Consider the following 26,402-nt stretch of genomic DNA (forward strand, 5'->3'; position numbering starts at 1 on the left):
TTTATTTCATTTTTGCATCACACTAGGATTGGAAGGAGGATACGCAGCATGCATCATGATGAGAAGAACAAAATTGGTTTAACAGTAGCACTTTCTATCGTAGTAGGAACGATTATTGGATCTGGTGTGTTTATGAAACCAGGGAGCGTATTAGATTACTCGGGGAGTTCTAATATGGCCATTCTTGCTTGGGTAATTGGTGGTCTGTTGACGCTAGCAAGTGGTTTAACAGTAGCTGAAATTGGAGCGCAAATCCCGAAAAATGGTGGGTTGTATACGTATTTAGAGGAGATTTACGGAAGTTTTTGGGGATATTTATCAGGTTGGATGCAAACAATTGTTTATGGACCTGCTATTATCGGAACATTAGGTTTATACTTTAGTTCTTTAATGATTAATTTTTTCTATTTAGATAAAGTGTGGAATTTACCAATTGCAATTGGAACGGTTGTGTTCCTTGGCGTTATAAATAGTATGGGAACAAAATACGGAGGTATCGTCCAAACAATCACGACAATCGGGAAGATGATTCCGATCATATTAATTGTCGTGCTAGGTTTTTGGAAAGGGAATAGCGATATCTTTAACGTAGTAGTGCCGATATCAGAAAATCAAAGTATCGGTATGGCAATTTTAGCAACGTTATTTGCTTATGACGGATGGATTTTACTTGCTTCGATTGGCGGAGAAATGAAGAATCCAACAAAGTTATTACCGAAAGCAATGACAGTGGGGATTTTAATCGTAACTGCTGCTTACGTATTAATTAACTTGGCGTTATTAAATGTATTACCAGCAGCGAAAATTGTAGACCTTGGAGAAAATGCGACAGCGACAGCTGCGGGTATGTTACTTGGAGAATATGGCGGGAAAATTATTAGTATCGGTATTATCGTTTCTATTTTCGGCTGTTTAAATGGAAAGATTTTAACATTCCCACGTATTCCAATGTCTATGGCGGAACGTGGACAACTTCCATTTTCTAAGTTTATTGCAAAGGAAAGTCCGAGATTTAAAACACCAGCAAATGCGATTACTGTTGAAATCATTTTAGGAATTATTTTAATGATTATTAGTGATCCGAATAAGCTATCTGAGATTTCCGTATTCATTATTTATATTTTCTACGTAATGACGTTTATTGGTGTCTTCATCTTAAGAAAACGTAATAAGAATAAAGAGCGTGCATATAGTGTACCGTTATTCCCAATCGTACCAATCGTAGCGATTTTAGGTTCGTTCTTTGTAATCGGTAGTGCGATTATTAACGATCCGGTAAGTTGTTTCTTATCAATTGGAATTGTCTTTACTGGACTGCCGGTGTATTGGTACTTAAATAAGAAGAAAGAAACAGAATGATGGAAGGGTAGGCGTATAATACGCCTACCTTTTTTACTGTAAAAAAATTATACTTGCGTCCACTTTCTATTTTGGTTACTATAGTCGTAGTAACCAAAATAGAAAGCGTGGGGAAAGACTTGAATTTTCGTGTTTATATTTTAGCTATCGCGGCTTTCGTAGTCGGAACGGTTGAGTTAATTATAGGAGGAACGCTCGATTTAGTTGCCAATGATTTAGGAGTATCTATTAGCGCAGCTGGTCAGCTTATCACAATATTTTCGGTAGTATTTGCTTTGTCAGGTCCAGTTTTATTAGCTTTGACAGGGAAGTTTGAAAGAAAAACATTGTATGTTGGAGCATTATCGATTTTCTTAATCGGAAATATTATTTCCGCATTTAGTGTGAATTACGGAATGCTAATGTTCTCAAGGGTTATTTGTGCGGCGAGTGGTTCATTAATTATTGCACTATCTGTAACACTTGCGTCTAGTGTAGTAGAACCGCATTTTCGTGCGCGTGCAATTGGAATCATTTTTATGGGAATTAGTGGATCACTTGTACTTGGAGTACCGCTTGGTCTTGTACTCGGAAATGCATACGGATGGCGTGCACCATTTGTATTAATTTCTGTATTAACAGTTATGGCAATTGCTTGTATTTCATTGTTCTTAACGAAAGTACCACCGACATCGGTATTATCAATAAAAGAACAACTTGCTACTTTAAAAGATAAAAAAATTGTAAGTGCACAGTTAACATCATTTTTGTTTTTAACGGGTCATTTAACATTGTATGCATATTTAACACCGTTTTTAAAAGATGTTATGCATGTTGAAGCAAACTGGATTAGTGTGTTTTACTTTATTTTCGGAATCGCAGCAGTAATTGGCGGCGGGTTCGGTGGATGGCTTGCTGATAAATGGGGATCGAAGAAAAGTATTATCTCGATTATTATCGTATTTGCATGTGCAATCTTCATGTTGCCATTAATGACATTCTCATTCCCGCTCTTCATCATTATGATGGGACTTTGGAGTATGCTGAGCTGGGCGATTTCACCAGCACAGCAAAATTATTTAATTGAAATTGCACCGGAATCAGCTGGTATTCAGCAAGGTTTAAATAACTCTGCGCTTCATTTAGGAATTGCACTTGGTTCAACAGTAGGTGGAGTTGTTATTGAAAAATCATCTGTTATATATAATGCTTGGGTAGGCGGTGGCTTTATTATATTAGCACTGCTTTGCGCTATTTTCTCGATTACGAGAGGACGCTCTACTCAGTTCGTGAAAGAAGAATCTATCGTTTGATAGGTTCTTTTTTATTTGTAAAAAATTGCAGGTTTTAGTAGGTAAATGGAGAAAAGGGTATATAGCGAGGTGAGGTATATGTATTCGAATTTTTCAATTATTGGTCTTCTAATTTCAATGCTCCCTTTGTTTCTTATTATTCTTGCACTTAGATGGATTCGTTTCATCTATCAAAATTCAGAGAAACAGGTAGAGCAAAATGAGAAAATCATTGAGCTGTTGATGGAGATAAAGGAACAAAATAAAAAGGAGTCTAAGTGAAAAACTAGACTCCTTTTTATTATTTAATTAGTATCTTAATTTCATTAACAAACTCTTAATTTCCTCATCTTTCATAAAGAGATCGTGGTGCTTCTGGGTAATCTTTGCAAGTGCAACGTCGTGATAGAAAAATTCTGTAAAGAACTTTACGAAAGGTTGTGACATTGTTTTCATCGCTTGCCATGACTCTTGTTCTACGCCAGCAAATAAAATTTCACGATCGTCAACGATGAGTAGTAAGTAGCGCTCTAATGCATTAGGCTCTTCAGCTGGGATTAGAAAATGCATGTTTTCTAAGTCTGTTTCTACTTCTCCAACAATAAGAGATTCAATTTGAACACCTTGTTTTGCTTTTTGTTCTAGTAAAGGGAGATATTCTAAAAGAGTATCATTCCAAGCTGAAATACGGATTGATTCTTTTGCACTTTCAATGAGTTCTTTACTTTGAACTCGAATAGAAGATTGCATTTTTAAGCTCCACACACGGTCATCTGTAAATGATTTTTTTGATATGTTTGTTTCCAGCTCTTTAATATTTGATTGGAATTCTGTCGTTAATTTTTCAATTGCTAGTTTTAGTGGTAATGCTGTATACAATTTTTTCTTTTCTGAAACAGAATCCATTACCATTCCTTTATCGATTAGGCGTGCTAGTACTTCATATATTTTTGCTTTTGGAACACCTGAATGCTTCACAATTGTTGTAGCATCTAATGGTTCATTGCTTGATACGACAACTTCATAAGCTTGGCTTTCATATTGTGAGAAACCGAATTTTTGTAACATAGTTCCCTCCGAACGAATGAGATTATATTTTAAGGATAATGAACTATTTGTTTTTGCACAAGTGGTAGTCCGTTTTCTAATTGTATTAAGGTGAGAATTAATTTCAATTTTTTAATTTTATCTATTATACTTAATATAATGATTAATAAGATTTTAATTTAATACGAAGGGGATGCTTGGGGAAAGATGTTAAGAAGTTTACGTTTAAAAATTGCGGTAGTGTTTTCAGTACTTATTTCTATGATGTTCGTAATATTGGGTACAGCTGTGTATCAATTACAGAAAGAAAAGGAAGTGCGTTCCTTAGACGAGTATTCTCAAAATGCGATGGATCTTGTGACAGAGCAACTTACGACATTTGTTCAAAGAACGGATGAAGATATGGGGTATTACGCGAACAGTGAGATGATTCGTAATATGCTTCAAGGTGGGGTTACTCCGGAAGAGGAAGTGTTTTTAACGAAAGAGTTTGCGGAGTATAAAAAGAATCATCCTGGTATTTTAGATTTATATATTGGTACGAAAGATAAAAAAACATTAAGTGCCAATCTTGCTGAAGGTGGGCAAGTGCCAGAAGGATACGATCCAACGACAAGACCATGGTATAAAGATTCAGAGGCTGATGTAAAAAAGGTCCATTGGGGACAACCTTCTTATGAAATTGCAACAGGCAAGTTAAGTGTAGGTGTTTCTAAAGCAATTACAGCTCAAGATGGGTCTGTATTAGGCGTTGTTGCGATGGATGTATCGCTTGGGACGATTCAGAAGTTGCTTCACAATATTCAATACAATAATGACGGAGAAATGTTTATTATAAATGATAAAAATATGGCTCTTGTTTATCCAGAAAAGATAGGGAAAGATGTTTCTAAAGAGCCACTTATAAAGAGTTTAAATAAAGAGGTAACCAAATATGCGGTCACTACAATAAAAGGTGAAGATGTAGTTGTTTATAGTCAATCATTTGATACGATGAAATGGACGATAGGAATCTTTTATCCGAAAGAAACGATCGATGGGCTATTAAATAGTACGAGAAATACAGTTATTATAATGGCATGTATTAGTTTATTAGTTGGAATCGTAGCTTCCTACTTGTTCTCAAGAAGATTAGCAAGACCACTGCAACTATTAAAGAATCACGTGCAAAAAGTAGCAGAAGGCGATTTAACGCTGCGAATGAAAGTGACAAGTAAAGATGAAGTTGGAGAGTTGACGAAGCACTTTAATGATATGGTTGAACAAATGAATGAAATGGTAAGTAAAATTAAAAACAGCGTATCAACGGTGCAACAATCAACGAATAGTTTACATTATTTAACGAACGAAACAGTAGCGGCTAGTAGAGAAGTTTCAGGAGCGATGGATGATGTGAGCGGAGGAGCTTCTACTCTTGCGAATAGTGTGGATGAAGTTTCAGCTCAGCTCGAGAATATGGCGGAGTCAGTGGAACAAATGAATAGCTCCGTTGGTGAAATAAAAGGAGTGGCTGGCAAAGCGGAAGAGGCATCTAAGCAAGGATTAAATACAATGAGGAATTTAATCCGTACGAGGGGACAATCATCTTCGATTGTTGTTCATACAGAAGAAGCATCGGATAAGTTAGAACAAAGAGTTGGATCGATTCAAAATGTTGTTGAGCTTATAAAAGGCATTTCGGATCAAACAAATTTACTTGCTTTAAATGCTTCGATTGAAGCTGCCCGTGCAGGTGAGCAAGGTAAGGGATTTGCGGTTGTTGCTGAAGAGGTTCGGAAATTAGCGGAACAATCAAAAGAGGCTACCGGAGAAATCACAACGATGATTGGTGATGTGCAAGTAGAAGTAAAAAGAGTTGTAGAAGTTGTAAGTAAATTGAAAGACATTGCAGATGTGCAAAATAAAGTGACGACAGAGGCAGAAATGGAGTTCCGCACAATTATGTCAGTTGTAAATACGATTAGTACTTCAGTTGAAAAAATTGTAGAAGAGGTACATAACATAGGTTACGAGCAAGGAGAAATTACAGCGGTAATGCACACAATTGCTGGTACGAGTCAAGAAAGTGCAGCTGTTTCCGAAGAGGTACATGCTGCAACGGAATCACAGGTGAATCATTTAGAAAAGGTAGCTCACACGATGGAAAGTTTGACAGAACATATGAGAGATTTAGAAAGATTAGTCGAGCAGTTTAAAGTGGAAGAGTAACATATTAGTAAAATGATGAGGATTTCGGTAAAATAGACAATGGATATATAAGAAACGATTATAGGAGGAAGACTACTATGGCAATTGTTGATGTATCGATTATTCCAGTAGGAACAGGTAATCCAAGTGTTAGTGAATATGTAGCAGAAGTACAAAAGGTGCTAGAGAAAAATGCGGATCGCGTGAAGTATCAATTAACACCGATGAATACAATTATTGAAGGAGATCTTCCTGTCATTCTAGAAGTAATTCAACAAATGCATGAAGTGCCTTATACGAAAGGTGCACAGCGTGTTGCAACAACAATTCGTATTGATGATCGTCGTGATAAAGTAAGCACAATGGAGAAGAAATTAAACTCTGTTCGATCAAAATTATAAGAAAAAGCAGCGATTTTCGCTGCTTTTTTCATATAGGAGGTAAATGAAATGAGTGAAAAGTTTAACGAGCAGTTTGACGGGTTACTAGAGAAATACACTGAGCTGTTACTTGGAGAGAGTAGTGAAGAGCGAAAAGAACAGGTGCAGAAGTGGGCACTTTATTCTTACATAGCGAAGACGATGCCAGCTTTAGTGAAGCATTGGAATGAGACATATCCAGATGCGAAAGAAGAGATGGTGCAGTTAATTACGGATATTAAAAGGCTGAATGAAGAGAAGCGAAATGAGCAGTGAGAAAACTTGAGGTGAATGTTACCTCAAGTTTTCTTTATTAATATCCTTATATAATTTACATGGAATATTAAGGGTTTTATAGGCATGTCGAATATTTTCGGTATGCCTATTTTTGCCCTAGTAAACCCGTTTTTTCTAAATGTCGAAAAATATTCCCTTCATATTTACATGCGAGAATATAGGTTTTTAAATGTTTTTATAGTATTTTATAAATTATCTAAATAATTATTTGTATCCAATAATTTTAAACAATGATATAATTTTGAAGAGGGGTAAAAAACAGATAAATTACAGTCATAGGGGTGAATTACATGGAACAATTAATGCGAAATTCGTTTCTTTTCTTATCTAAAAATAAAGCGCTAACAAAACTGGCTAAAAAGTACGGTTTACGCTTTGGTGCAGGTCGCTTCGTCGCAGGGGAGACGATTGAATTAGCGACAGCTGCCATTCAGGCATTAAATAAGCAAGGACTTTGTGTAACAATCGATTATTTAGGTGAATTCGTTGATAATGAAGCGGAAGCAAATGAAATGGCTAACCAATCGATTGAAGCGATCCGTGCAATTGGAAGAGAAGGTCTTGATTCGCAGCTTTCTTTAAAGATGACTTCTATGGGATTAGATATCTCTGATGAAATCGTAATGAACAATATGCGCCGTATTTTAGAAGCGGCAAAAGAAAATGGTGTGTTCGTTACCATTGATATGGAAGACTATACACGCTGCGGGAAAACAATTGATATCTTTAAACAATTAAAATCTGAATACGATAATATTGGTACTGTTATTCAAGCTTACCTATATCGTACAGAAAAAGATATTGAAGACTTAAACGCTTATAATCCTAATTTACGTCTTGTAAAAGGGGCTTATAAAGAACCTGAAGAAGTGGCGTTCCCGGACAAGAAAGATGTAGATGACAATTATAAAAAAATTATTAAAATGCACTTATTAAATGGGAATTATACTGCAATTGCTTCACATGACGAAGCGATTATTGAATATACAAAAAAACTTGCTGAAGAACACAACATTCCAAGGGATCAATTTGAATTCCAAATGTTATATGGTATTCGTAATGAGCGTCAACTTGAGCTAGTAAAAGAAGGTTACAAAATGCGTGTTTACGTACCTTATGGAAACGACTGGTATGGCTACTTCATGCGTCGTCTAGCAGAGCGTCCAGCAAACGTTGCGTTCGTATTAAAAGGTATGGTTAAAAAATAACCAAGGAGAAAATACTCCTTGGTTATTTTAATTGCTGAAATGCGTAATGCGCCATTTTTTTCGTATCAGGATATAGTTGCGCGCGAGTAGAAGATAATACGACGTTAATGACGCGTTTACCGTCTTTTTCATCCACTGTTACGACTGTATATTTGCCGAGTGCTGATAGACCGCTTTTACTTCCAATCGCATATGGATCGTCATATAGTTCTTCTCGTCCATAGTTTGCGATGTTTGGAGAGCGTTCTGAAGTATGTAGAGTTGTACGTGTTGAATTCATATATTCTAAAACAACTGGATACTTTAATGCTTCTTTCGTAATAATAGCAATGTCATATGGTGATACTTTATTCCCAATTGCATCAGCACCACTTGCGTTCTTGAAAGTTGCATGCTTTGTACCAAGTTCCTTTGCTCTAGCATTCATCATTTTCACAAATTCATTTTTTGATCCTGCGATATGTTCTGCAATTGATTCAGCTATTGGATCTGCACTAATGATAAGCATAAGTTTTAATGCCTCATCACGCTTTAATTTTTCTCCAGCACGAAGTTTAATTTTCTTGCTTTGACTTTCTGTTTTAATTGCATTTTCTGTAACCGTAATTTCTTCATCTTCTTTTACATTCTCTAGTAAAAGAAGGGTTGTCATCATTTTGGCTATACTAGCCGGATAAGAACGTTCGTCTTCGCGTTTCCCATATAAAATTTCACCTGTGTTTGCATCGATTGTAACCCCATATTGCCCAGTAATGTTAGGTTGATCAGCTCTTACAGCTTGTTGCCTTTGTGCATAAGAGAAGAAAATCATCCCTGTAAATAGTGTAGCAATCATTACAATCATAACTATTGTTCGTTTCATCATCGTTCCCTCTTTTGTTTTCCATATGTACAAATAAATTGGGCAGAAAAAGTAGCCATTAATCATTATGCCACGTTCTCTGCCCAAAAATATAGCGTTATTTTTCGCCCATATTATGCTTCTTATATTGTTGGTTATTACCTTGGCGTCCTTTTTCAACACCGTGATTATGTGGACCTGCGTTTCCAGTTACACTAGCTGCACTAATTCCAGCCTTTGAAGGGTTCTTCTTAAGTTTTGCCATATATATTCCTCCAGTTTCGTCAGATTATAAAAAGGAAAAGTGCATTTAAACAAAGAAAATACACATGTATAGCATAGCCAAATGAAAGAAAAATATTTATTTCAGAAAATTTTATCAATAAATATATTGCGAAAATTTAAACAGTATCATATATTTATTAGTAGAGGCTCACTCATTGATTGCGACTTATGTCGAAAAATTGAATGAGCATTCATTCAAGAATAGGGGGAGAATTGGATGTTCCAAATTAAAAAGGCTGCTGTTCTAGGTTCAGGCGTAATGGGTTCGGGAATTGCGGCACACTTAGCTAATATTGGTATTCCGACATTATTGCTTGATATTGTACCACCTGCGCTTACGAAAGAAGAGGAAGCGAAGGGACTTACATTAGAACATAAAAGTGTGAGAAATCGTTTTAGTAATACGGCTGTACAGAAACTATTGAAGCAAAAACCAGCTCCTCTGACAGTGAAAGGAAATCTAGCACTGATTGAAGCAGGTAACTTAGAAGATGATCTTGAGCTTCTTGCTGATGTAGATTGGATTATTGAAGTAGTAGTTGAAAACTTAGATATTAAAAAGAAATTATTTGAAAAAGTAGACGCTGTTCGTAAACCAGGTTCTATTGTAAGCTCGAATACGTCAGGTATTTCAGTTGAAAAAATGGCAGAAGGTCGTTCAGACGACTTCCAGAAACACTTCTTAGGCACACACTTTTTTAACCCACCACGATATTTAAAACTTCTAGAGGTAATACCGACGAAAGAAACAGATCCACAAGTATTAAGCTTCATGAAACTATTTGGCGAAGACGTTCTTGGAAAAGGCGTTGTTATCGCAAAAGACACACCAAACTTTATTGGAAACCGCATCGGTACGTACGGTTTATTAGTAACTCTTCAAGAGATGATAAAACGCGGCTACAGCATTGGGGAAGTTGATTCTGTAACAGGTCCATTAATTGGTCGTCCGAAGAGTGCAACGTTCCGTACATTAGATGTTGTCGGTTTAGATACATTCGTACACGTTGCAAATAACGTATATGAAAACGTACAAGAAGAAGAGCGTGATGTATTTAAAGTACCAGCTTTCATGCATGACATGCTTGATAAAAAATGGCTTGGAAGCAAAACAGGTCAAGGCTTCTTCTTAAAACAAGGAAAAGAAATTTTAGAACTAAATCCTGAAACGATGGAATATGAAGCGCGTAAAAAATTAAAAGCTGCATCCGTAGAGTTAAGTAAACAAGAAAAAGGATTAGCGAATAAATTGAAAGCGCTTGTATACGCAAAAGACCGCGCAGGAGAGTTATTATGGAACATCATTACACCAACTCTTTTATACTCTGCAAAACTTCATAAAGAAATTGCTGACGATATCGTTGCAATTGACCAAGCGATGAAGTGGGGCTTCGGCTGGGAGCAAGGACCGTTTGAAGTTTGGGATGCAATCGGCGTTGAAAAATCTGTTCAAAAGATGGAAGAAAACGGCGTAGTCGTTCCTACTTGGGTGAAAGAAATGTTAGAGAAAGGTTTCACTACTTTCTATAAACATGATAACGGCGATAGCTACTATTACGATAATGGCGAATATAAGCTAATCGAGCGTAATAAAAAAGCAATTTCTCTTAAGCAATTAAAAGCGAAAAATGGTGTATTAAAGAAAAATAGCGGAGCGAGCTTAATTGATTTAGGCGACGGCATCCTTTGCTTAGAGTTCCATTCGAAGAGCAATGCAATCGGTATGGATATTACGCAAATGATTAACTACGCTGTTGATGAAGTAGAAAAGAATTATAAAGGTCTTGTTATCGGTAATCAATCGAAGAACTTCTGCGTTGGTGCGAACCTAGCAATGATCTTAATGGAAGCACAAGATGACAACTACTTTGAAATTGAGTTGGTTGTGAAAAACTTCCAAGATGCAATGACGAAAATTAAGTACTCTTCTAAGCCAGTTGTAGCAGCACCATACGGTATGACGCTTGGCGGAGGTACAGAAGTTTGCTTACCAGCAGCTAGCATTCAAGCTTCTAGTGAAACGTATATGGGCTTAGTAGAAGTTGGTGTTGGCTTAATCCCTGGCGGAGGCGGTAATAAAGAGTTATACATTAAACACTTAAATAAAATGCCAAACGGTGTAGAGTTTGATCTGCAAAAAGTTGCGAATAAAGTGTTCGAATCTGTAGCGATGGCGAAAGTTTCTACATCAGCACAAGAAGCTGTATCGAACAACTTCTTAGGCGATAAAGACGGTATTAGTGTGAATGGTGATCACTTACTATATGATGCAAAACAGAAAGCACTTGCTTTATATGAAGCTGGTTATAAAGCACCGATTCGTAAAAAGATACCAGTTGTTGGTGAAACAGGATATGCAACTCTTGTACTTGGTGCAGAAGCAATGCATTTATCAGGTTACATTTCTGAACATGATCTTCACATTGCGAAGAAACTTGCATATGTCATTGCGGGCGGAAAAGTGCCGTACGGAACAGAAGTTGATGAGCAGTATTTATTAGATGTAGAACGTGAAGCATTTATTAGCTTAGTAAGTGAGATGAAATCACAAGCAAGAATGCAGCACATGCTTGTAAAAGGAAAGCCATTACGTAACTAATAACGAGGGGAGATATCGTTCATGAGAGAAGCTGTCATTGTTGCGGGAGCAAGAACACCAATTGGAAAAGCAAAGAGGGGTTCATTAAAAACAGTTCGTCCTGACGATCTAGGGGCGTTAGTAGTAAAGGAAACGTTAAAGCGTGCAAATTATGAAGGACCAATCGATGATTTAATTTTCGGTTGTGCGATGCCAGAAGCAGAACAAGGTTTAAATATGGCTCGTAATATCGGCGGACTAGCAGGACTTTCTTACGATGTTCCAGCTATTACAATTAACCGTTACTGTTCTTCTGGTTTACAAAGTATCGCTTACGGAGCAGAGCGCATTATGCTTGGTCACTCTGAAGCTGTATTATCAGGCGGAGCGGAATCAATGAGTTTAGTTCCAATGATGGGACACGTTGTTCGTCCGAATAGTCGCCTTGTAGAAGCGGCTCCGGAATATTATATGGGTATGGGACATACAGCAGAGCAAGTTGCTGTGAAATATGGAATTTCTCGTGAAGAGCAAGATGCATTTGCAGTAAGAAGTCATCAACGTGCTGCCAAAGCATTAGCGGCAGGAAACTTTGCTGATGAAACAGTATCTGTAGATGTGACGTTACGCTCGGTTGGCTCAAACAATAAACTGCAAGAAGAAACAATCATTTTCGCACAAGATGAAGGTGTAAGAGCAGAGACGACGCTAGACATTTTAGGGAAATTACGTCCAGCATTTAACGTTCGCGGTTCTGTAACAGCTGGTAACTCTTCACAAATGAGTGACGGTGCAGCATCTGTACTATTAATGGATCGTGAAAAAGCAGTGAGCGATGGCATGAAGCCACTTGCGAAATTCCGTTCATTTGCAGTAGCTGGCGTACCACCAGAAGTAATGGGAATCGGCCCAATCGCTGCAATTCCAAAAGCGTTAAAACTAGCTGGCTTAGAGCTATCTGATATTGGCTTATTCGAACTAAACGAAGCATTTGCTTCTCAATCGATCCAAGTTATTCGTGAACTTGGTTTAGATGAAGAAAAAGTAAACGTAAACGGTGGTGCAATCGCACTTGGACATCCACTTGGCTGTACAGGAGCAAAACTAACACTATCTCTTATTCACGAAATGAAACGCCGCAACGAACAATTCGGTATCGTAACAATGTGTATTGGCGGCGGAATGGGAGCAGCGGGAGTATTTGAATTACTATAAAAAGTGGAAGCGGCTCGTTCAGAATGTGAGGGGGATGGAGCTTCAGACGTAGAGGCGTTCTTTGCCTCGCAGGAAGAAGCGAAGCCACCGAACATTCTAGCCGCTGGAACTGGATTAGATAAAAAGTGCAGGTGGCTCGCTCAGAACAGGAGGGCGTTGGAAGCCCTGACGAAGAGGCGCTTTTTGCCTCACAGGAAGGGGTGAAACGACCGACTGTTCTAGCCACTGGAACTGGATTATAAAAAAAGTGTAAGCGGCTTGCTCAGAACGAGACGACGCTAAAGCAAAGAATGGAAGCAACAAAGGTTTATAAAAAATAAACGGGAGAGCCAGCTTCTTTCAAAAAGAGAGAAGCTGCTCATGAAAATATGAAGGAGGAAATTTTCATGGAAAAAACAGTAGGAAATGCGGTTAAAGGCGGTAGCTTTTTAGTTGATGAGATTACGATTGATCAAGTGTTTACGCCAGAAGATTTTTCATCTGAGCATAAAATGATTGCAAAAACGACAGAGGACTTTATCGTAAATGAAGTTCTTCCAGAGCTTGAATATTTAGAGCAACATGAATTTGATCGTTCAGTTCGTCTTTTAAAAGAAGCTGGGGAGCTTGGTTTATTAGGCGCTGACGTACCAGAAGAGTACGGTGGGATTGGTCTTGATAAAGTAAGCTCAGCGTTAATCGCAGAGAAATTCTCTCGCGCTGGCGGCTTTGCAATCACTCACGGTGCTCACGTAGGTATCGGATCTTTACCAATCGTATTATTCGGTAACGAAGAGCAAAAGAAAAAGTATTTACCATTACTTGCAACTGGTGAAAAATTAGCTGCATACGCATTAACTGAGCCAGGTTCAGGATCTGACGCATTAGGCGCAAAAACAACTGCACGTTTAAATGCAGAAGGTACACACTATGTATTAAACGGTGAAAAACAGTGGATTACAAACTCTGCATTCGCTGACGTATTCGTTGTATATGCAAAAATTGATGGAGAGCATTTCTCAGCATTTATCGTAGAGAAAGAATACGCTGGTGTATCTACAAGCCCTGAAGAGAAGAAAATGGGTATTAAATGTTCTTCAACTCGTACGTTAATTTTAGAAGATGCGTTAGTACCGAAAGAAAACCTACTTGGTGAAATCGGTAAAGGTCATATTATCGCATTCAACATTTTAAATATCGGTCGTTATAAATTAGGTGTTGGTACAGTTGGATCTGCAAAACGTGCAGTAGAAATTTCAGCACAATATGCAAACCAACGTCAACAGTTCAAGCAACCAATCGCTCGCTTCCCATTAATTCAAGAGAAACTTGCGAATATGGCAGCAAAAACATATGCAGCTGAAAGTTCTGTATATCGTACAGTAGGTTTATTCGAAAGCCGCATGAGCACATTATCTGAAGAAGAAGTAAAAGACGGTAAAGCAGTAGCAGCTTCTATCGCTGAATATGCAATCGAGTGCTCTTTAAACAAAGTATTCGGTTCTGAAGTATTAGACTATACAGTAGATGAAGGTGTTCAAATTCACGGTGGTTACGGATTTATGGCAGAATACGAGATTGAAAGAATGTACCGCGATTCTCGTATTAACCGTATTTTCGAAGGAACGAACGAAATTAACCGCCTAATCGTACCAGGTACGTTCTTACGTAAAGCGATGAAAGGTGAATTACCACTTCTTCAAAAAGCACAAAAATTACAAGAAGAGTTAATGATGATGATGCCAGAAGAAGTAGGCGATGAGCCATTAGCACTTCAAAAGTATTTAGTAACTAATGCGAAGAAAATAGGCTTAATGGTAGCTGGATTAGCTGCTCAAAAATACGGTAAAGCATTAGATAAAGAGCAAGAAATTCTTGTGAATATCGCTGACATCGTAAGCAACCTATACGCAATGGAATCAGCTGTTCTTCGTACAGAAAAAGCAATCAAAACAACTGGTCTTGAAAAGAATAAACAAAAAGTGTTATACACTGAAGTATTCTGCCAAGAAGCATTTAACGAAATCGAAGCAGACGCGAAAGAAACACTTATCGCAGTTGAAAACGGCGACATGCTGCGCATGATGTTATCATCATTACGTAAATTAACTCGCCACACACCACTTAACGTAATTCCGAAGAAACGTGAAATCGCTGCGAAAATTTTAGAAGATGAGCGTTACACAGTTTAATATCTTTAAAGAACAGTAGTCGTTTATACGGCTACTGTTCTTTTTTTTGAAAAAAAGAAATTTTTAGTGACATAAAACTAATACCATTAGTATAATAAAACTAATGGTATTAGTTTTCGTGAAAAGGGAGATGGGACTATGAGGATGATACATGAAAAAACGTTATATCAATTGTCATTTTTGCCAAGAGCGTTTCCTGTAAATTGTTACTTTGTAGAGGAAGATGATGGTTTAACTTTAATTGACGCGGCTTTGCCATATAGCGCAAAAGGTATTTTACAGGCGGCTGAGAAAATAGGAAAACCAATTACTAAGATTGTATTAACACATGCGCATGATGATCACATCGGTGCATTAGATGCATTAAAGGAAGTACTTCCTCATGTTCCAGTCCATATTTCTAAGCGGGACGCAAAGCTGTTAGAAGGAGATACGACGTTACAAAAGGATGAACCGAATATACCGATAAAAGGCGGTGTACCTAAAAAAGTAAAAACGGTACCTGATGTTTTATTAGAAGATGGCGACCGAGTTGGATCGCTTCTTGCGATTATGACACCGGGACATACACCAGGATCCATGTCGTTTCTTGATATACGAAATAAAGCTCTTATTGTTGGGGATGCATTTCAAACAAGAGGAGGTATGGCTGTTTCGGGACAAATGAAATTTTGGTTTCCGTTTCCAGCGATGGCAACGTGGAGCAAAGAAATATCATTACAAAGTGCACAGAAGCTAAGTGAATATGAACCTTCCTTGCTTGCGGCAGGGCACGGAAAAATGATAAAAAATCCAGGGGCCGTCATAGAGCTTTCTATTAAGGAAGCGAAGCGGAATATAGAAAGTAAGAGAGAGGGGTAATTTATGTCACCGAGAATCGGACTTACATTACAGAAAATTGTAGAAACAGCTGCAGAAATTGCAGATACAAATGGAATACAAGAAGTAACGTTAGCTTCATTAGCGCAAAGGTTAGGGATACGTTCGCCCTCACTATATAATCATGTAAAAGGGTTACAAGATGTACGGAAACATCTTGGTATTTACGGAATACAACAGTTGCATAACAAACTGGAAGAAGCGGCCGAGGATAAACAGATGGATGAAGCAATTCATGCATTAGGAGAAGCATATGTAGCATTTGTCCGAAAACATCCTGGACTATATGAAGCAACTTTTTTACGAGATGAAGAAGTAAGAAAAGCAGGTGACGGAATTGTAAAGCTTTGTCTTCAGGTTTTACAACAGTATGGCTTAGAAGGAGAGAATGCACTTCATGCGACACGTGGATTTAGAAGTATTTGTCATGGGTTTGCGTCAATTGAACAGCAAGGTGGATTTGGTTTGCCGTTAGATTTAGATACAAGTTTACATGTATTATTGGAAACGTTTATTAAAGGATTACGTGAATAAGAAACGAGGCAAACAAAAACCTTAGAAGTGATTCTAAGGTTTTTTAGTGCATATGATTCGAAAAGAGCGGTAGGCTTTTTCTCATTACATGATATTATTTAGCAGGTTTGAAAAATGTGTATATAGCTACGGAAAGGCAAACGAAAATAAAAGCAATAGGATCTTGATATGGACTAGGCTCAGAGCCCTTCTGGATTCCTGTAAGGAAGTCATGTGTTTTCATGTTCATTGCTCCTTTAACTAATAAATTTTATATGATGCGAGAGTTATGGTGGATAGATAAGAAATTTTTGGGATTTCATCTAATAATTATTCTATAGTAATCTAATTCCAAAAACTATATAATACAAAGCTTTCATGATATGTAAAATTGCATATTATTCTTTTTGAAAAAATTGTTATATTATCTATATATTTGCATTAAAGGTTTTTTGTTAAGGTAATGAAAACAAATGGAGGAATAGTATGAGAAAAACAGTATTAGACGCGTATAATGCAGAAAGAGAAGTAGATAACATAACATATAAAAATCTAGTTGTAACGATTGCAAGCATTCTAGGGTTCTCACTCTTAGGGGGATTATTCCTTGCTTTAGCCCTTGGAATTTTTGGAGAAGAGGTATTACGTGCTAATTTAGAGGGATATTATTTACTTCTATTTGATGCAGCTGTTGTTACTATTGTTTTATTTGCGTATAAACCAGTGCTTCATTTTATTAAGAACATATGGGATGTATCTATTTTAAAAAATGGGAAAACCTACTTGTATTTATTAATAGGTTTTATCATCATTGCATTAACTCAGTATGTAATATTAGAGTTGTTTAGCTTTGAAAGTGCAGAGCAGCAACGAGATCAATTAGGGAGCTTAGGGCTTCAAAATAGTCTACAAAGTATTATATATGTGTTAAGTGTTGCTATAATTACACCAATTAAAGAAGAAATTTTATATAGAGGTATTTTGTATCGATTTTTTGAAAAGAAATATAGTTTTCTAGTTGGTATTATTATTTCTTCCTTTATCTTTGGGATTCTTCATGGTGGTTTTCCGGTTACGGCAATGATTATGGGGATTGTATTTGCTATGTTATACAAAAAGACGCAATCTATTATACCTAGTATTATTTTACACATTATATGGAACTTACTTGTGAGTATAAGTATGATTGTTTCTTTATAAAATTGAATGAATATTTAGCATAAAAGATGAATGGCCTAGCTATTCATCTTTTATTTTGTTTATATGTGGGAAAAGTTGATGAATACAATCCAAAAAGAACCAAATACTAATGATGAATGAACAAAGAAAGGCGGGTATGTTATATGCAAAACTTAACAGAGCTTGAAGTAGAAAACTTACGTCATTTAATTGGTGGACATGCAACGATTATTAACAAGTTGGAGCAGTATGCACAGACGTGTACAGATCCACAACTGAAACAAATGCTACAAAAAGATGCGCAAGATGCACGAAATACGAAACAGCAATTAATGACTTTCCTAGGATAGGAGGAAGAGAAAGATGAATGAAAAAGATATGGTAAATGATTATTTAGCAGGATTAAATGCAAGTTTAACAAGCTATGCAAATTATATTGCTCAGTCTGATAATGAACAGTTACATCAAACGTTAATTCAAATTCGTAATCAAGACGAGGCGCGCCAACGTAATATGTATGAGTACGCAAAGCAAAAGAGTTATTACAAACCGGCAGCACCTGCTAATCCGATGATTGTACAGCAATTAAAAAGTCAATTAAGTGCGGAACAATAGGGAAAAGAAAACGAGCGAATCTATTCGTTCGTTTTCTTTTTGTATATGTCAATAAATACATAATAAATATTTTTCCAGTTGTAACAAATATGACGAAAATGGAATATGACAATTCACAAAAAGGACAAAAACTTTGCTCAATATTTCACAAAGTATCCATGGTTTCTATCGTGAGAACCTCTATAATTAGGAGTGTAAAGAACAAAAGAAATAGATTATATGATCACTTAGGAGAGATTGCTATGAAAAGACATACAAGAAAAATTGCAATTATCGGTACTGGATTAGTTGGATCAAGTTGTGCGTATTCTATTGTGAATCAAGGTATTTGCGAAGAGCTATTATTAATTGATATAAATCATGAACGTGCAGTTGGGGAAGCAATGGATTTATCACATTGCATTAACTTTACAAATACAAGAACAAAAGTATATGCAGGAAGCTATGAAGACTGCAAAGATATGGACATTGTTATTATTACAGCAGGGCCAGCACCAAAACCTGGACAAAGTCGCTTAGATACTTTAGGAGCGAGTGCGAAGATTATGGAAAGTGTTGTTGGTGGTGTAATGGCAAGTGGATTTGATGGTATTTTCTTACTTGCATCGAACCCAGTTGATATTATTACATATCAAGTGTGGAAATTATCTGGATTACCTAGAAATCGCGTAATCGGTACTGGTACATCACTAGATTCTTCTCGCTTAAGAACAATTTTATCTGAAATGCTACATGTAGACCCTCGTAGTATTCATGGGTATTCATTAGGAGAACATGGTGATTCTCAAATGGTTGCTTGGTCTCATGTAACTGTTGGTGGAAAGCCAATTCTACAAATTTTAGAAGAACAAAAAGAACGATTTGGTGAAATAGATTTAGATGAAATCGTTGAGAAGACTGCAAAAGCCGGATGGGAAATTTATAAACGTAAAGGAACTACTTATTACGGAATCGGAAATTCTCTAGCATATATTGCAAGCTCAATCTTTAATGATGATCACCGTGTCATTGCTGTATCAGCCATTTTAGATGGTGAGTACGGTGAATATGATATTTGTACAGGAGTACCCGCTATTATTACTAGAGACGGTATAAGAGAAGTTGTAGAACTCAATTTAACAGAGGATGAAGAATCTCGATTCGCAAAATCAAACGATATTTTACGTGATTATATGAAAACAATTGGTTACTAACTTATAGGAGAAGGTGAAACAAATGAAGGAATATATAATGTCTCGTGTATTTAAAGCATCTGCTGGTATCGCACAAGGTATTTTCGTATCCCTCGGAATTGGTTTACTAATCGAAAATATAGGAAGAATTGTTGATATACCATTACTTATTACAATCGGAGTTGTTGCAAAATCACTAATGGCACCAGCGATTGGTGCCGGCATTGCTTTTATGCTCGGTGCAAACGGTCTTGTAATCTTCTCAGCGATGGTAGCCGGAGCGATTGGTGCCGGATCCATTTCAATTACTGAAGCTGGTCTAATTATTAAAACAGGTGAGCCAATCGGTGCATTATTAACAGCAACTTTAGCTGTATATATTGGTAAACGTTTAAGCGGAAAAACTGCTTTAGATATGATGCTCGTTCCATTTGCGGCCATATTAGGTTCTGGTTTAGTTGGTATTTGGTTATCTCATAATATTACTCCTGTTTTAAATGCAGTTGGAGCGTTCATTAAAGATAGCTCAGCTGGTAGCCCGTTTATCGCTTCTATCGTCATTGCAGTAGTTTGGGGACTATTACTTATCTCTCCAGCTTCATCAGCTGCGTTAGCGATCGCACTTAGCTTAGACGGTGTTGCAGGTGGTGCAGCTCTTGCCGGATGCGTTGCTCAGTTTATCGGATTCTCTGTCATCTCAGCAAAAGAAAACAATTTAGGTGGCATATTAGCTCAAGCTCTTTGTACTCCGAAAGTACAGTTGCCAAATATCACTAAAAATCCAATGATTCTCGTCCCAACTGTCGTCGCCAGTGCTATAGTCGGTCCGGTATCCGCATTAATTTTCCAACTGGAAGCAGGAAAAGAAATTGCAGGTCTTGGATTAAGTTCTCTTATCGCACCAATTAATTTAATTTCCAGCGAAGGATGGGAAGTTCTCCCGGCGATGGTAATTACTTATATCGTCATTCCAGTAGCTGTTTCTTATATACTTTACATTGCTCTTAAAAAAGCAGGTCGTATTCATTCTGGTGATATGACTGTACCGCAATCTTAAATTGAACATCTCCTTAATAATAGATAAAAGCAGACTGAGAAGCCACAGTCTGCTTTTTTTTTCATGTTACATTCTATGATTTTGTTTTACTGGAACTCTTATTGATTCTTTGGCCAATAAGAGTTGAACGCCGAAGTATAGTATGCTTGCGAGTGTCATTCCAGAAACGGCATCTACAAAGGCATGTTGCTTCGTAAATAGCGTTGATAAAATAATAAGTGTACCGAAGAAAGTAAGGATGTAATATTCAAAAGCATGTTGCTCTCTACGCTTAAAGGCAGCTAACATAATTACAAATGTAGTAAGAACGTGAATGCTAGGGAAACAGTTTACCGGTTGATCGATACTATAAATATAGCGAACTAGTTCAGAAAATACATCTGTTCCAACGACAGTCGGACGCGGTACAGTTGTTTGCCAAAAATAATAAATAGAAAAACAAGCAAGCTTTCCAAAAATAACACTACTTAAAGTGACATAATATTGCTTTCGGTCAGCGAAGCAGTAATAAATAAGTGCGCCGTATAAGTATGGAAACCAAAGTAAATAAGGAATAATAAATGCTTTTACAAATGGAATCCAATCATCTACTACAGTTGTAACGTCTACTGCGTGAACAGTCGATTTATTTAATACGTCGTAAAGGGGACTTACGAGTACGAGTAGAAGTATATAACTTAACGGAAGAAAAGATGAAAGTTTAAATTTCTTCATGTTGATCTCCTATGTTTAGTAATGTAAGTAAATTCAATTGATTATAATATAGAAACGTGAATTGGGCTATCGATTTTACTTACATTTTCTTGAATTAACCTTACGTTTTTGTCACTTGACTAAAAAGAAGGGTGAGGGTGCTAAATGAAGCGTTTATCATATTTTTTAGTTTTTATATTGTTATGCCTAGTAGGTGCTGGGTGTGCAAAGAATAACGAAGGAGAAAAATTAGAATATAACGGAAGAGCACTCGTAATTGGAGTTGTTGGAGAAAAGCCGAAAGATACGTTTAGGAATGTAAAGTTTGAAAGTATAAAGTTAGAAGAAATGCAGGAGAAATCAGCAAAAGTTGATGGTTTTTTCGTTATGAAAGAATATTTTAAAGAGGCATCAAAGGAGCAGTATACGGACTTATTTTTATCGTTAAAGAAGCCGGTGTTTTTTATTGGTTTGCAAGATAGACCGTATTTAATTTTTACTAACAAGGATTTAGATTATGATAATACCCCAAAGGATAAAACGATGACATATACGCAAGGGTTTGTAAATATGGGGAACCCTGAAGGTCAATATTGGGGTATGGGATTATATAATGATACTGTTTCCGATCGAAATATTCATAATATGTATATAGTAGTATTTCAAACCATTTCGGATTACTTAAGTCGATGATGAAGGAGCCTGTAAACGAGGCTTCTTATTTTTTTATGTAGAAGCTAGTTTAAGTATGGGGAATACAGAAGTTGCTGATAAAATAGATAAAAATGGTTTTGAACTTGGGGAGGAGGCCTCTTTAGCAAAATATGAAGTGGGTATAGATATACCTATACCATTTACAAATCATGATTTACATATCGGGGTTCACCCTCACTTGGACAAACGGGTGGTTCTTTTAAGGTAAGTTCAAGTGGATTTAAAGTAAATTTCCCTTGGGGGCCTGGAGCTAGTCCTGTGGGTACAGGTGTTGAAGTAAAGATAAAATAAAAAGGATTATTTTTTATGACTTTAGAAAGTTTGAAAAAAATTTTAATAATTCTTTTTGTTATTTGTTTTTTTGGTACTATTATTTTTACAATGTTTGATGTTACATATAATTTAAAAGAAAAATAATCTTTTCATTGATATATTTAATTACAGTTCCTATTAGTTTTTTAATTTTATATAAAATAGGTAAATTTTTCATTAAATAAAGAGGTGAATTAAAATGGAGAAAGTAGAGAAAGATACATTACTTCCGATTGGTTCAGCTGTGAAATTTAAAACATGGGAACAATCATTGATGATATATGATAGAAAACAAGAAGATTCAAAAACTAAGAAAACTTGGGATTATGTAGCTTGTTATTATCCTATCGGAAATATTTCAACCTCTGATATATGTTTTTTAATCATGAACATATATCAGAGGTGATTTTTACTGGATATGTAAATGGAGTTGCGTGAAGAGTTAAAATAATATTATAGATGCTATAGTTTTTTTGAATGTAAATAGGGGGTATTTATTGTGAGAATAAGGGGGAATGATGTTGAAAACTATTAAAAATACATTATTATTTGTTCTATGTTTGGTGGTTCTTAGTGGTTGTTTTACAAGAGAGGGAACGATTGTTGGTGGTAAGGTTCATGGAGGTTCAAATAGTATAGATGGAAAGTATAAAAGTTTCACAGGTTTTGCAACTCAAGATATGGATGTAAAAAAAGGTGAAAGCTGGATATTTACTTTTGATGATAAAACTAAGCAAGGAACCATAAAGGCTTATGTTTTAGATTCAGATGATAATACAATACTGGAAGTTAATAGTGGAAAAGGCGAAAATAATATTAAAGTGTCTAAAGATGATACATATAAAGTTAAAATTATAACAGAAGAACATGGTGGGGAATTTGAAATATCATGGAAAAAAGAAAAGTAGCTAGTTAATAAGTAGAGGGATTATTATTATGTTCTTAGGAGTTGAATGGCTTCCAAAGAGATGGGGAAAAAGGAAAATTTCAGAACAGTTTCTGTAAGTGAAATTTGCTGATGAAGGAAAAGTAATTTTGATTATTACTTATGCTATAGATTTATATGTGAATTATATTCCTTTAAAAGTAAAGAAATATAATTCACTTTAATTTCTATTGAATATAGAAGTGAGTATGCTATGAAAGTCATGTGTATGCATGGCTTTTTCTTTGTAGTAATTTCTTAATCATCATGGAATTCTCTCACTATTACGGCCAAAATCGTTAGTTCCTTTTATCTGTGCGCCTTTGTCATGTGAATTGTTTCCAAGTTTTGTGACTATAGGAAGAAACCGATGCAGCCCAGGGGTTAGTAAAGAAAAATAGGGAGTTAATCAAACGTTTGTTTAAGCTGTATGTTCGGTAGGAAGAAATCGATGCAGCTCAAAGGTTAACAAAGAAAAATGGAGAATTAATCAAACGTTTGTTTAAGCTGTATGTTCGGTAGAAAGAAACTCATGTAGTTCAAAGGTTAACAAAGAAAAATAAGAAATTAATCAAACGCTTGTTTAAGATATATGTTTGGTGCAGAATCTAAAAAAATTTATATATTTATTTTTTTCTTAACAAATGGCGGAAAAATAAGAAAAATTCGCAGGATTATTAAAAATTATCACGAAATAAGTAAAAGTTTAGCGAATAATGGTTTGAAATAATAAAACGTTTTCTATATGATAAAGGTAAAGGTTAGTAAAAAAGTAGGTGAATTTATGACAGTAACATTTTATTCATATCCAAAGTGTGGCACATGTCAAAAGGCAAAGAAATGGTTTGAGGCAAACGATGTAGCATATGAGATGATTCATATTGTTGAAAATCCACCATCAAAAGAAGATTTACGTAATTTACATGAAAAAAGTGAATTACCATTAAAAAAATTCTTTAATACAAGTGGAATGCGTTACCGTGAACTTGGTCTGAAAGATAAGTTGAAAGATGCAAGCGAAGACGAAATGTATGAGCTTTTAGCATCTGATGGCATGTTGATCAAACGTCCAATTGTAACAGATGGAACGAATGTAACACTTGGTTTTAACGAAGAGCAGTTTGAAAGTGTGTGGAAAAAGTACCAATAAGGTATTTTTACATAATTAATACATTCACTGGAGGTACAGTCATGAGCATTCCAAATAATTTACGTTACTCTGAAGAACACGAATGGGTAAAAACTGAAGGTAATGAAGTTGTTATCGGTATCACTCACTTTGCACAAGGTGAGCTAGGTGATATCGTATTCGTTGAACTTCCTGAAGTAGGTGCAACAATCGAAGCTGACGAGCCATTCGGAAGCGTAGAATCTGTTAAAACAGTTTCTGAGTTATACGCACCTGTAAGCGGTAAAGTTGTAGCAGTAAACGAAGAATTAAGTGACCAACCAGAACTTGTTAACGAATCTCCATACGAGGGTGCATGGATGGTTAAAGTTGAACTTTCTGATGCAAGCCAAGTTGAGAAGTTATTAACTGCAGAAAAATATGCAGAAATGACAAACCAAGACTAATTATAGTCGACTAAAGGACAGCCTTTGTGCTGTCCTTTTTTATTTTGTGTAAAATAATGAATGTAGAATCATATACTAATTATCGTGTAGGAGAACGTTTTTTGAAAAAACTTTTTCGTTTAATCTTTATGCAGGTCTAGCCGTTTTTGTTTTTCGTTGTCTAGCTCCAGCGACTAGATTGTTCGGTGGCTTCGCTTCTTCCTACAAGGCAAAAAGCGCCTCTACGTCAGAAGCTCCATCCCCCTCAAAATCTAAATGAGCCGCTTGCGCTTTTCATTGTCTAGCTCCAACTCCTAGCCCTTCATGTCTAAGAACCTTCCGCACGAGAAGACAAAAAGCGTCTTCTGTACGGAAGAACCTTAGCCAACAGGGCTAAACAGTCGGTTTCGCTTTTCTTTTGCAAAAATAAACAGGAAACAACATGAAAATAACGAATATACTATATACTAAGTTCAAGGTTGTATAGTATATGGTGATCGGGTGATGACATATGATTTATGTGGAAAAAGTCATTATTGTAGAAGGTACATCAGATAGAAGAAAGATTGAATCTATTATTCGTGAACCAGTGGAAATTGTTTGTACAAATGGTACAATTGGTTTGTCGAAAATGGATGAGCTTGTTGATCAGTTTTTTGATAAGGAAGTGTATGTGCTAGTGGATGCTGATGATGCTGGAGAAAAGTTAAGGAAACAATTTCGAAAAGAATTTCCGCAAGCCGAGCATATCTATATTGATCGCTCGTACCGAGAAGTGGCAACTGCGCCATCTACACACTTAGCAAATGTATTATGGGGAGCCGACATTGACGTTTATACAGAATATTTACGGTAAGGAATGATAGAAGTGATCGATTGGACAGGAGCCGAAGCTACAGCCCTAATAGAGAATGAAGAAAAAACAGTGTTATATGTATATACTCCAATGTGTGGAACATGCCAATTAGCAAAAAAGATGTTAACAGTCGTTGAGATGACAATTGAAGGCCTCAAAATTGGGATGTTAGATTTAAATTATGCTCCGCATTTAGCGAAAGAGTATGGGATTGAAAGTGTACCTTGTTTACTTGTTTTTGAAAATGGGACACTGATGAAGAAGATATATGCATTTCATTCGGTTGAATATTTATATACGGAATTAAAGTAGGCGGCAAAATTTTTGCCGCCTCGACATATTTCTTGGGAAATATGTCGAGATGCAGGATGGATACAGTATTTGTCGAGCGAAAATAACAGGATTGCTCTTTAGTGAGAGGGAATGGTATGTAATAGAAAGTGATATGAAGGATGTGATTTAGGGTGAGATTATATTCTTTGCTTCAATCATTTGTAAATTACGCTAATGGTCAATATCATTTAGAGCCACTTTTAAGACAAGAAGAAAAAACTGTTAATTTCCGCTTTAGAGATGAAAGTTGTTCGTTACAAATTTCAAGAGATTATATAGAGCTGGTACATGAGGAAAGAGGAACGGAACAAATCATTTGCTTAGACGAAAAGGATATAGAACAATTGGTGAATGGAAATGTACGATTGCAAATGTTAATGAATGATGGACGTGTACAATATTCAGGAACGTACCGAACGATGTTATTAGTGGAATCGATGTTTCATATATGTAAACCGATGTCAGTAGGTGCTTAAAATTCTGAAGTTTCATTTTTTACGAAAATTTCTGTTGACATGGTGAGTGTATATTGATACAATTCAAGTCATAAAATATAGACAATTTCATAAATTTCAAATCAGACGAAAATTGAATCTGATTTCTCTTATCAAGAGAGGTGGAGGGACTGTGCCCTGTGAAGCCCGGCAACCGTCAACTTATGTTGAAATGGTGCCAATTCCTGCAAAGCGAATGCTTTGAGAGATGAGAGAGAGGGATAATGT

General features: G+C 36.3%; 28 protein-coding genes, 3 pseudogenes and 1 riboswitch. Of the genes and pseudogenes, 27 read left to right on the plus strand and 4 right to left on the minus strand.

All coding sequences use genetic code 11. From position 1 onward, the window contains the following. The first annotated feature begins 48 nt into the window (after positions 1-48). The 3 genes from MRP26_RS14170 (at position 49) to MRP26_RS14180 (ending at position 2,912) form a co-directional block, all read left to right on the plus strand. Positions 49-1,359, plus strand: coding sequence for an APC family permease (locus tag MRP26_RS14170; RefSeq protein ID WP_023523356.1), 1,311 nt, complete (start codon positions 49-51; stop codon positions 1,357-1,359). Positions 1,360-1,412: 53 nt separating this feature from the next. Continuing rightward, positions 1,413-2,651 (plus strand): MFS transporter, encoded by a 1,239-nt coding sequence (locus MRP26_RS14175; RefSeq protein WP_140155578.1) that lies wholly within the window; start codon positions 1,413-1,415, stop codon positions 2,649-2,651. A 78-nt stretch (positions 2,652-2,729) separates the two neighbouring features. Further along, positions 2,730-2,912, plus strand: a complete 183-nt coding sequence (locus MRP26_RS14180) for a hypothetical protein (protein ID WP_069356427.1) — start codon at positions 2,730-2,732, stop codon at positions 2,910-2,912. 27 nt (positions 2,913-2,939) lie between these two features. Here the strand turns inward: MRP26_RS14180 and MRP26_RS14185 are convergent, their stop codons facing one another. Then, entirely contained in the window at positions 2,940-3,698 is a 759-nt protein-coding gene (locus MRP26_RS14185; protein ID WP_069356426.1) for a TrmB family transcriptional regulator, read from the minus strand. 186 nt (positions 3,699-3,884) lie between these two features. On the opposite strand from MRP26_RS14185, the gene MRP26_RS14190 reads away from it, so the two are divergent. From MRP26_RS14190 to MRP26_RS14205, 4 genes are all read left to right on the plus strand, one after another. Beyond that, positions 3,885-5,885, plus strand: coding sequence for a methyl-accepting chemotaxis protein (locus tag MRP26_RS14190; RefSeq protein WP_098679829.1), 2,001 nt, complete (start codon positions 3,885-3,887; stop codon positions 5,883-5,885). Between the two features lie 77 nt (positions 5,886-5,962). Then, complete coding sequence (locus tag MRP26_RS14195) at positions 5,963-6,265, plus strand: MTH1187 family thiamine-binding protein (protein WP_001018860.1); 303 nt, start codon at positions 5,963-5,965, stop codon at positions 6,263-6,265. Between the two features lie 48 nt (positions 6,266-6,313). Then, complete coding sequence (locus MRP26_RS14200) at positions 6,314-6,559, plus strand: YusU family protein (protein ID WP_001290600.1); 246 nt, start codon at positions 6,314-6,316, stop codon at positions 6,557-6,559. A 311-nt stretch (positions 6,560-6,870) separates the two neighbouring features. Next, positions 6,871-7,788 (plus strand): proline dehydrogenase family protein, encoded by a 918-nt coding sequence (locus tag MRP26_RS14205; RefSeq protein ID WP_000436780.1) that lies wholly within the window; start codon positions 6,871-6,873, stop codon positions 7,786-7,788. 22 nt (positions 7,789-7,810) lie between these two features. Here MRP26_RS14205 and MRP26_RS14210 read toward each other — a convergent pair whose 3' ends face one another. Beyond that, positions 7,811-8,650 (minus strand): D-alanyl-D-alanine carboxypeptidase family protein, encoded by an 840-nt coding sequence (locus MRP26_RS14210; protein ID WP_023523353.1) that lies wholly within the window; start codon positions 8,648-8,650, stop codon positions 7,811-7,813. A gap of 97 nt (positions 8,651-8,747) precedes the next feature. After that, positions 8,748-8,894 carry a YuzL family protein gene (locus MRP26_RS14215; protein WP_001096344.1) on the minus strand — a complete coding sequence of 49 codons (147 nt, stop codon included), beginning with the start codon at positions 8,892-8,894 and terminating at the stop codon, positions 8,748-8,750. Between the two features lie 237 nt (positions 8,895-9,131). Between MRP26_RS14215 and MRP26_RS14220 the strand changes: the two genes are divergently transcribed. From MRP26_RS14220 to MRP26_RS14265, 10 genes are all read left to right on the plus strand, one after another. Then, complete coding sequence (locus MRP26_RS14220; RefSeq protein ID WP_000486359.1) at positions 9,132-11,513, plus strand: 3-hydroxyacyl-CoA dehydrogenase/enoyl-CoA hydratase family protein; 2,382 nt, start codon at positions 9,132-9,134, stop codon at positions 11,511-11,513. A 21-nt stretch (positions 11,514-11,534) separates the two neighbouring features. After that, positions 11,535-12,707, plus strand: a complete 1,173-nt coding sequence (locus MRP26_RS14225) for an acetyl-CoA C-acetyltransferase (protein WP_001206331.1) — start codon at positions 11,535-11,537, stop codon at positions 12,705-12,707. Positions 12,708-13,093: 386 nt separating this feature from the next. After that, complete coding sequence (locus tag MRP26_RS14230) at positions 13,094-14,878, plus strand: acyl-CoA dehydrogenase family protein (protein ID WP_000416293.1); 1,785 nt, start codon at positions 13,094-13,096, stop codon at positions 14,876-14,878. A 138-nt stretch (positions 14,879-15,016) separates the two neighbouring features. Then, a complete protein-coding gene (locus tag MRP26_RS14235) occupies positions 15,017-15,739 on the plus strand; it encodes an MBL fold metallo-hydrolase (protein WP_029443536.1) in 723 nt (240 codons plus the stop codon). Between the two features lie 3 nt (positions 15,740-15,742). After that, positions 15,743-16,291: a TetR/AcrR family transcriptional regulator gene (locus MRP26_RS14240; RefSeq protein WP_029443535.1), complete on the plus strand. Its 549-nt coding sequence runs from the start codon at positions 15,743-15,745 to the stop codon at positions 16,289-16,291. A 465-nt stretch (positions 16,292-16,756) separates the two neighbouring features. Then, complete coding sequence (locus MRP26_RS14245) at positions 16,757-17,470, plus strand: CPBP family intramembrane glutamic endopeptidase (RefSeq protein ID WP_242806215.1); 714 nt, start codon at positions 16,757-16,759, stop codon at positions 17,468-17,470. A gap of 143 nt (positions 17,471-17,613) precedes the next feature. Continuing rightward, positions 17,614-17,799: a hypothetical protein gene (locus MRP26_RS14250; protein WP_001180555.1), complete on the plus strand. Its 186-nt coding sequence runs from the start codon at positions 17,614-17,616 to the stop codon at positions 17,797-17,799. 13 nt (positions 17,800-17,812) lie between these two features. Next, a complete protein-coding gene (locus MRP26_RS14255) occupies positions 17,813-18,064 on the plus strand; it encodes a spore coat protein (RefSeq protein WP_001002982.1) in 252 nt (83 codons plus the stop codon). Between the two features lie 242 nt (positions 18,065-18,306). Next, on the plus strand, positions 18,307-19,257 hold the full coding sequence (locus tag MRP26_RS14260) for an L-lactate dehydrogenase (RefSeq protein WP_000820649.1): 951 nt from the start codon (positions 18,307-18,309) through the stop codon (positions 19,255-19,257). A 22-nt stretch (positions 19,258-19,279) separates the two neighbouring features. Then, entirely contained in the window at positions 19,280-20,293 is a 1,014-nt protein-coding gene (locus tag MRP26_RS14265; protein WP_000666168.1) for a PTS sugar transporter subunit IIC, read from the plus strand. Between the two features lie 66 nt (positions 20,294-20,359). On the opposite strand, the gene MRP26_RS14270 is transcribed toward MRP26_RS14265, so the two are convergent. Continuing rightward, positions 20,360-21,007 (minus strand): phosphatase PAP2 family protein, encoded by a 648-nt coding sequence (locus tag MRP26_RS14270; protein ID WP_000713773.1) that lies wholly within the window; start codon positions 21,005-21,007, stop codon positions 20,360-20,362. 144 nt (positions 21,008-21,151) lie between these two features. Here MRP26_RS14270 and MRP26_RS14275 point away from each other — a divergent pair, with 144 nt between their 5' ends. The 10 genes and pseudogenes from MRP26_RS14275 (at position 21,152) to MRP26_RS14315 (ending at position 26,156) form a co-directional block, all read left to right on the plus strand. Beyond that, positions 21,152-21,679: a hypothetical protein gene (locus MRP26_RS14275; protein ID WP_000826910.1), complete on the plus strand. Its 528-nt coding sequence runs from the start codon at positions 21,152-21,154 to the stop codon at positions 21,677-21,679. A 55-nt stretch (positions 21,680-21,734) separates the two neighbouring features. Next, positions 21,735-21,991: pseudogene (locus tag MRP26_RS14280) on the plus strand (hypothetical protein). 15 nt (positions 21,992-22,006) lie between these two features. Then, positions 22,007-22,197: pseudogene (locus tag MRP26_RS30910) on the plus strand (hypothetical protein). A gap of 14 nt (positions 22,198-22,211) precedes the next feature. Then, positions 22,212-22,450: pseudogene (locus MRP26_RS14285) on the plus strand (DUF4176 domain-containing protein). 80 nt (positions 22,451-22,530) lie between these two features. Further along, positions 22,531-22,920, plus strand: a complete 390-nt coding sequence (locus MRP26_RS14290; RefSeq protein ID WP_000920743.1) for a hypothetical protein — start codon at positions 22,531-22,533, stop codon at positions 22,918-22,920. 801 nt (positions 22,921-23,721) lie between these two features. Then, entirely contained in the window at positions 23,722-24,087 is a 366-nt protein-coding gene (locus MRP26_RS14295; RefSeq protein ID WP_000218968.1) for an arsenate reductase family protein, read from the plus strand. A 41-nt stretch (positions 24,088-24,128) separates the two neighbouring features. Then, on the plus strand, positions 24,129-24,512 hold the full coding sequence (gene gcvH, locus MRP26_RS14300) for a glycine cleavage system protein GcvH (RefSeq protein WP_000026896.1): 384 nt from the start codon (positions 24,129-24,131) through the stop codon (positions 24,510-24,512). A gap of 490 nt (positions 24,513-25,002) precedes the next feature. After that, positions 25,003-25,347 carry a toprim domain-containing protein gene (locus tag MRP26_RS14305; RefSeq protein ID WP_000640870.1) on the plus strand — a complete coding sequence of 115 codons (345 nt, stop codon included), beginning with the start codon at positions 25,003-25,005 and terminating at the stop codon, positions 25,345-25,347. Between the two features lie 3 nt (positions 25,348-25,350). Next, positions 25,351-25,659 (plus strand): thioredoxin family protein, encoded by a 309-nt coding sequence (locus MRP26_RS14310; RefSeq protein ID WP_002025020.1) that lies wholly within the window; start codon positions 25,351-25,353, stop codon positions 25,657-25,659. A 152-nt stretch (positions 25,660-25,811) separates the two neighbouring features. Continuing rightward, positions 25,812-26,156, plus strand: a complete 345-nt coding sequence (locus MRP26_RS14315) for a hypothetical protein (protein WP_001242140.1) — start codon at positions 25,812-25,814, stop codon at positions 26,154-26,156. Between the two features lie 125 nt (positions 26,157-26,281). Then, positions 26,282-26,389, plus strand: a riboswitch (SAM riboswitch). Positions 26,390-26,402 lie beyond the last annotated feature (13 nt).

Source organism: Bacillus sp. CCB-MMP212 (assembly GCF_022748145.1).
In the GTDB taxonomy this organism is placed as follows: domain Bacteria; phylum Bacillota; class Bacilli; order Bacillales; family Bacillaceae_G; genus Bacillus_A; species Bacillus_A cereus.

Bases quoted from the DNA above. Each gene is read 5' to 3' on its own strand.
- MRP26_RS14170 (WP_023523356.1), top strand. From the start codon at position 49: ATGCATCATGATGAGAAGAACAAAATTGGTTTAACAGTAGCACTTTCT.
- MRP26_RS14180 (WP_069356427.1), top strand. From the start codon at position 2,730: ATGTATTCGAATTTTTCAATTATTGGTCTTCTAATTTCAATGCTCCCT.
- MRP26_RS14185 (WP_069356426.1), bottom strand. From the start codon at position 3,698: ATGTTACAAAAATTCGGTTTCTCACAATATGAAAGCCAAGCTTATGAA.
- MRP26_RS14190 (WP_098679829.1), top strand. From the start codon at position 3,885: ATGTTAAGAAGTTTACGTTTAAAAATTGCGGTAGTGTTTTCAGTACTT.
- MRP26_RS14195 (WP_001018860.1), top strand. From the start codon at position 5,963: ATGGCAATTGTTGATGTATCGATTATTCCAGTAGGAACAGGTAATCCA.
- MRP26_RS14200 (WP_001290600.1), top strand. From the start codon at position 6,314: ATGAGTGAAAAGTTTAACGAGCAGTTTGACGGGTTACTAGAGAAATAC.
- MRP26_RS14205 (WP_000436780.1), top strand. From the start codon at position 6,871: ATGGAACAATTAATGCGAAATTCGTTTCTTTTCTTATCTAAAAATAAA.
- MRP26_RS14210 (WP_023523353.1), bottom strand. From the start codon at position 8,650: ATGAAACGAACAATAGTTATGATTGTAATGATTGCTACACTATTTACA.
- MRP26_RS14215 (WP_001096344.1), bottom strand. From the start codon at position 8,894: ATGGCAAAACTTAAGAAGAACCCTTCAAAGGCTGGAATTAGTGCAGCT.
- MRP26_RS14220 (WP_000486359.1), top strand. From the start codon at position 9,132: ATGTTCCAAATTAAAAAGGCTGCTGTTCTAGGTTCAGGCGTAATGGGT.
- MRP26_RS14225 (WP_001206331.1), top strand. From the start codon at position 11,535: ATGAGAGAAGCTGTCATTGTTGCGGGAGCAAGAACACCAATTGGAAAA.
- MRP26_RS14230 (WP_000416293.1), top strand. From the start codon at position 13,094: ATGGAAAAAACAGTAGGAAATGCGGTTAAAGGCGGTAGCTTTTTAGTT.
- MRP26_RS14235 (WP_029443536.1), top strand. From the start codon at position 15,017: ATGAGGATGATACATGAAAAAACGTTATATCAATTGTCATTTTTGCCA.
- MRP26_RS14240 (WP_029443535.1), top strand. From the start codon at position 15,743: ATGTCACCGAGAATCGGACTTACATTACAGAAAATTGTAGAAACAGCT.
- MRP26_RS14245 (WP_242806215.1), top strand. From the start codon at position 16,757: ATGAGAAAAACAGTATTAGACGCGTATAATGCAGAAAGAGAAGTAGAT.
- MRP26_RS14250 (WP_001180555.1), top strand. From the start codon at position 17,614: ATGCAAAACTTAACAGAGCTTGAAGTAGAAAACTTACGTCATTTAATT.
- MRP26_RS14255 (WP_001002982.1), top strand. From the start codon at position 17,813: ATGAATGAAAAAGATATGGTAAATGATTATTTAGCAGGATTAAATGCA.
- MRP26_RS14260 (WP_000820649.1), top strand. From the start codon at position 18,307: ATGAAAAGACATACAAGAAAAATTGCAATTATCGGTACTGGATTAGTT.
- MRP26_RS14265 (WP_000666168.1), top strand. From the start codon at position 19,280: ATGAAGGAATATATAATGTCTCGTGTATTTAAAGCATCTGCTGGTATC.
- MRP26_RS14270 (WP_000713773.1), bottom strand. From the start codon at position 21,007: ATGAAGAAATTTAAACTTTCATCTTTTCTTCCGTTAAGTTATATACTT.
- MRP26_RS14275 (WP_000826910.1), top strand. From the start codon at position 21,152: ATGAAGCGTTTATCATATTTTTTAGTTTTTATATTGTTATGCCTAGTA.
- MRP26_RS14290 (WP_000920743.1), top strand. From the start codon at position 22,531: ATGTTGAAAACTATTAAAAATACATTATTATTTGTTCTATGTTTGGTG.
- MRP26_RS14295 (WP_000218968.1), top strand. From the start codon at position 23,722: ATGACAGTAACATTTTATTCATATCCAAAGTGTGGCACATGTCAAAAG.
- gcvH (WP_000026896.1), top strand. From the start codon at position 24,129: ATGAGCATTCCAAATAATTTACGTTACTCTGAAGAACACGAATGGGTA.
- MRP26_RS14305 (WP_000640870.1), top strand. From the start codon at position 25,003: ATGATTTATGTGGAAAAAGTCATTATTGTAGAAGGTACATCAGATAGA.
- MRP26_RS14310 (WP_002025020.1), top strand. From the start codon at position 25,351: ATGATAGAAGTGATCGATTGGACAGGAGCCGAAGCTACAGCCCTAATA.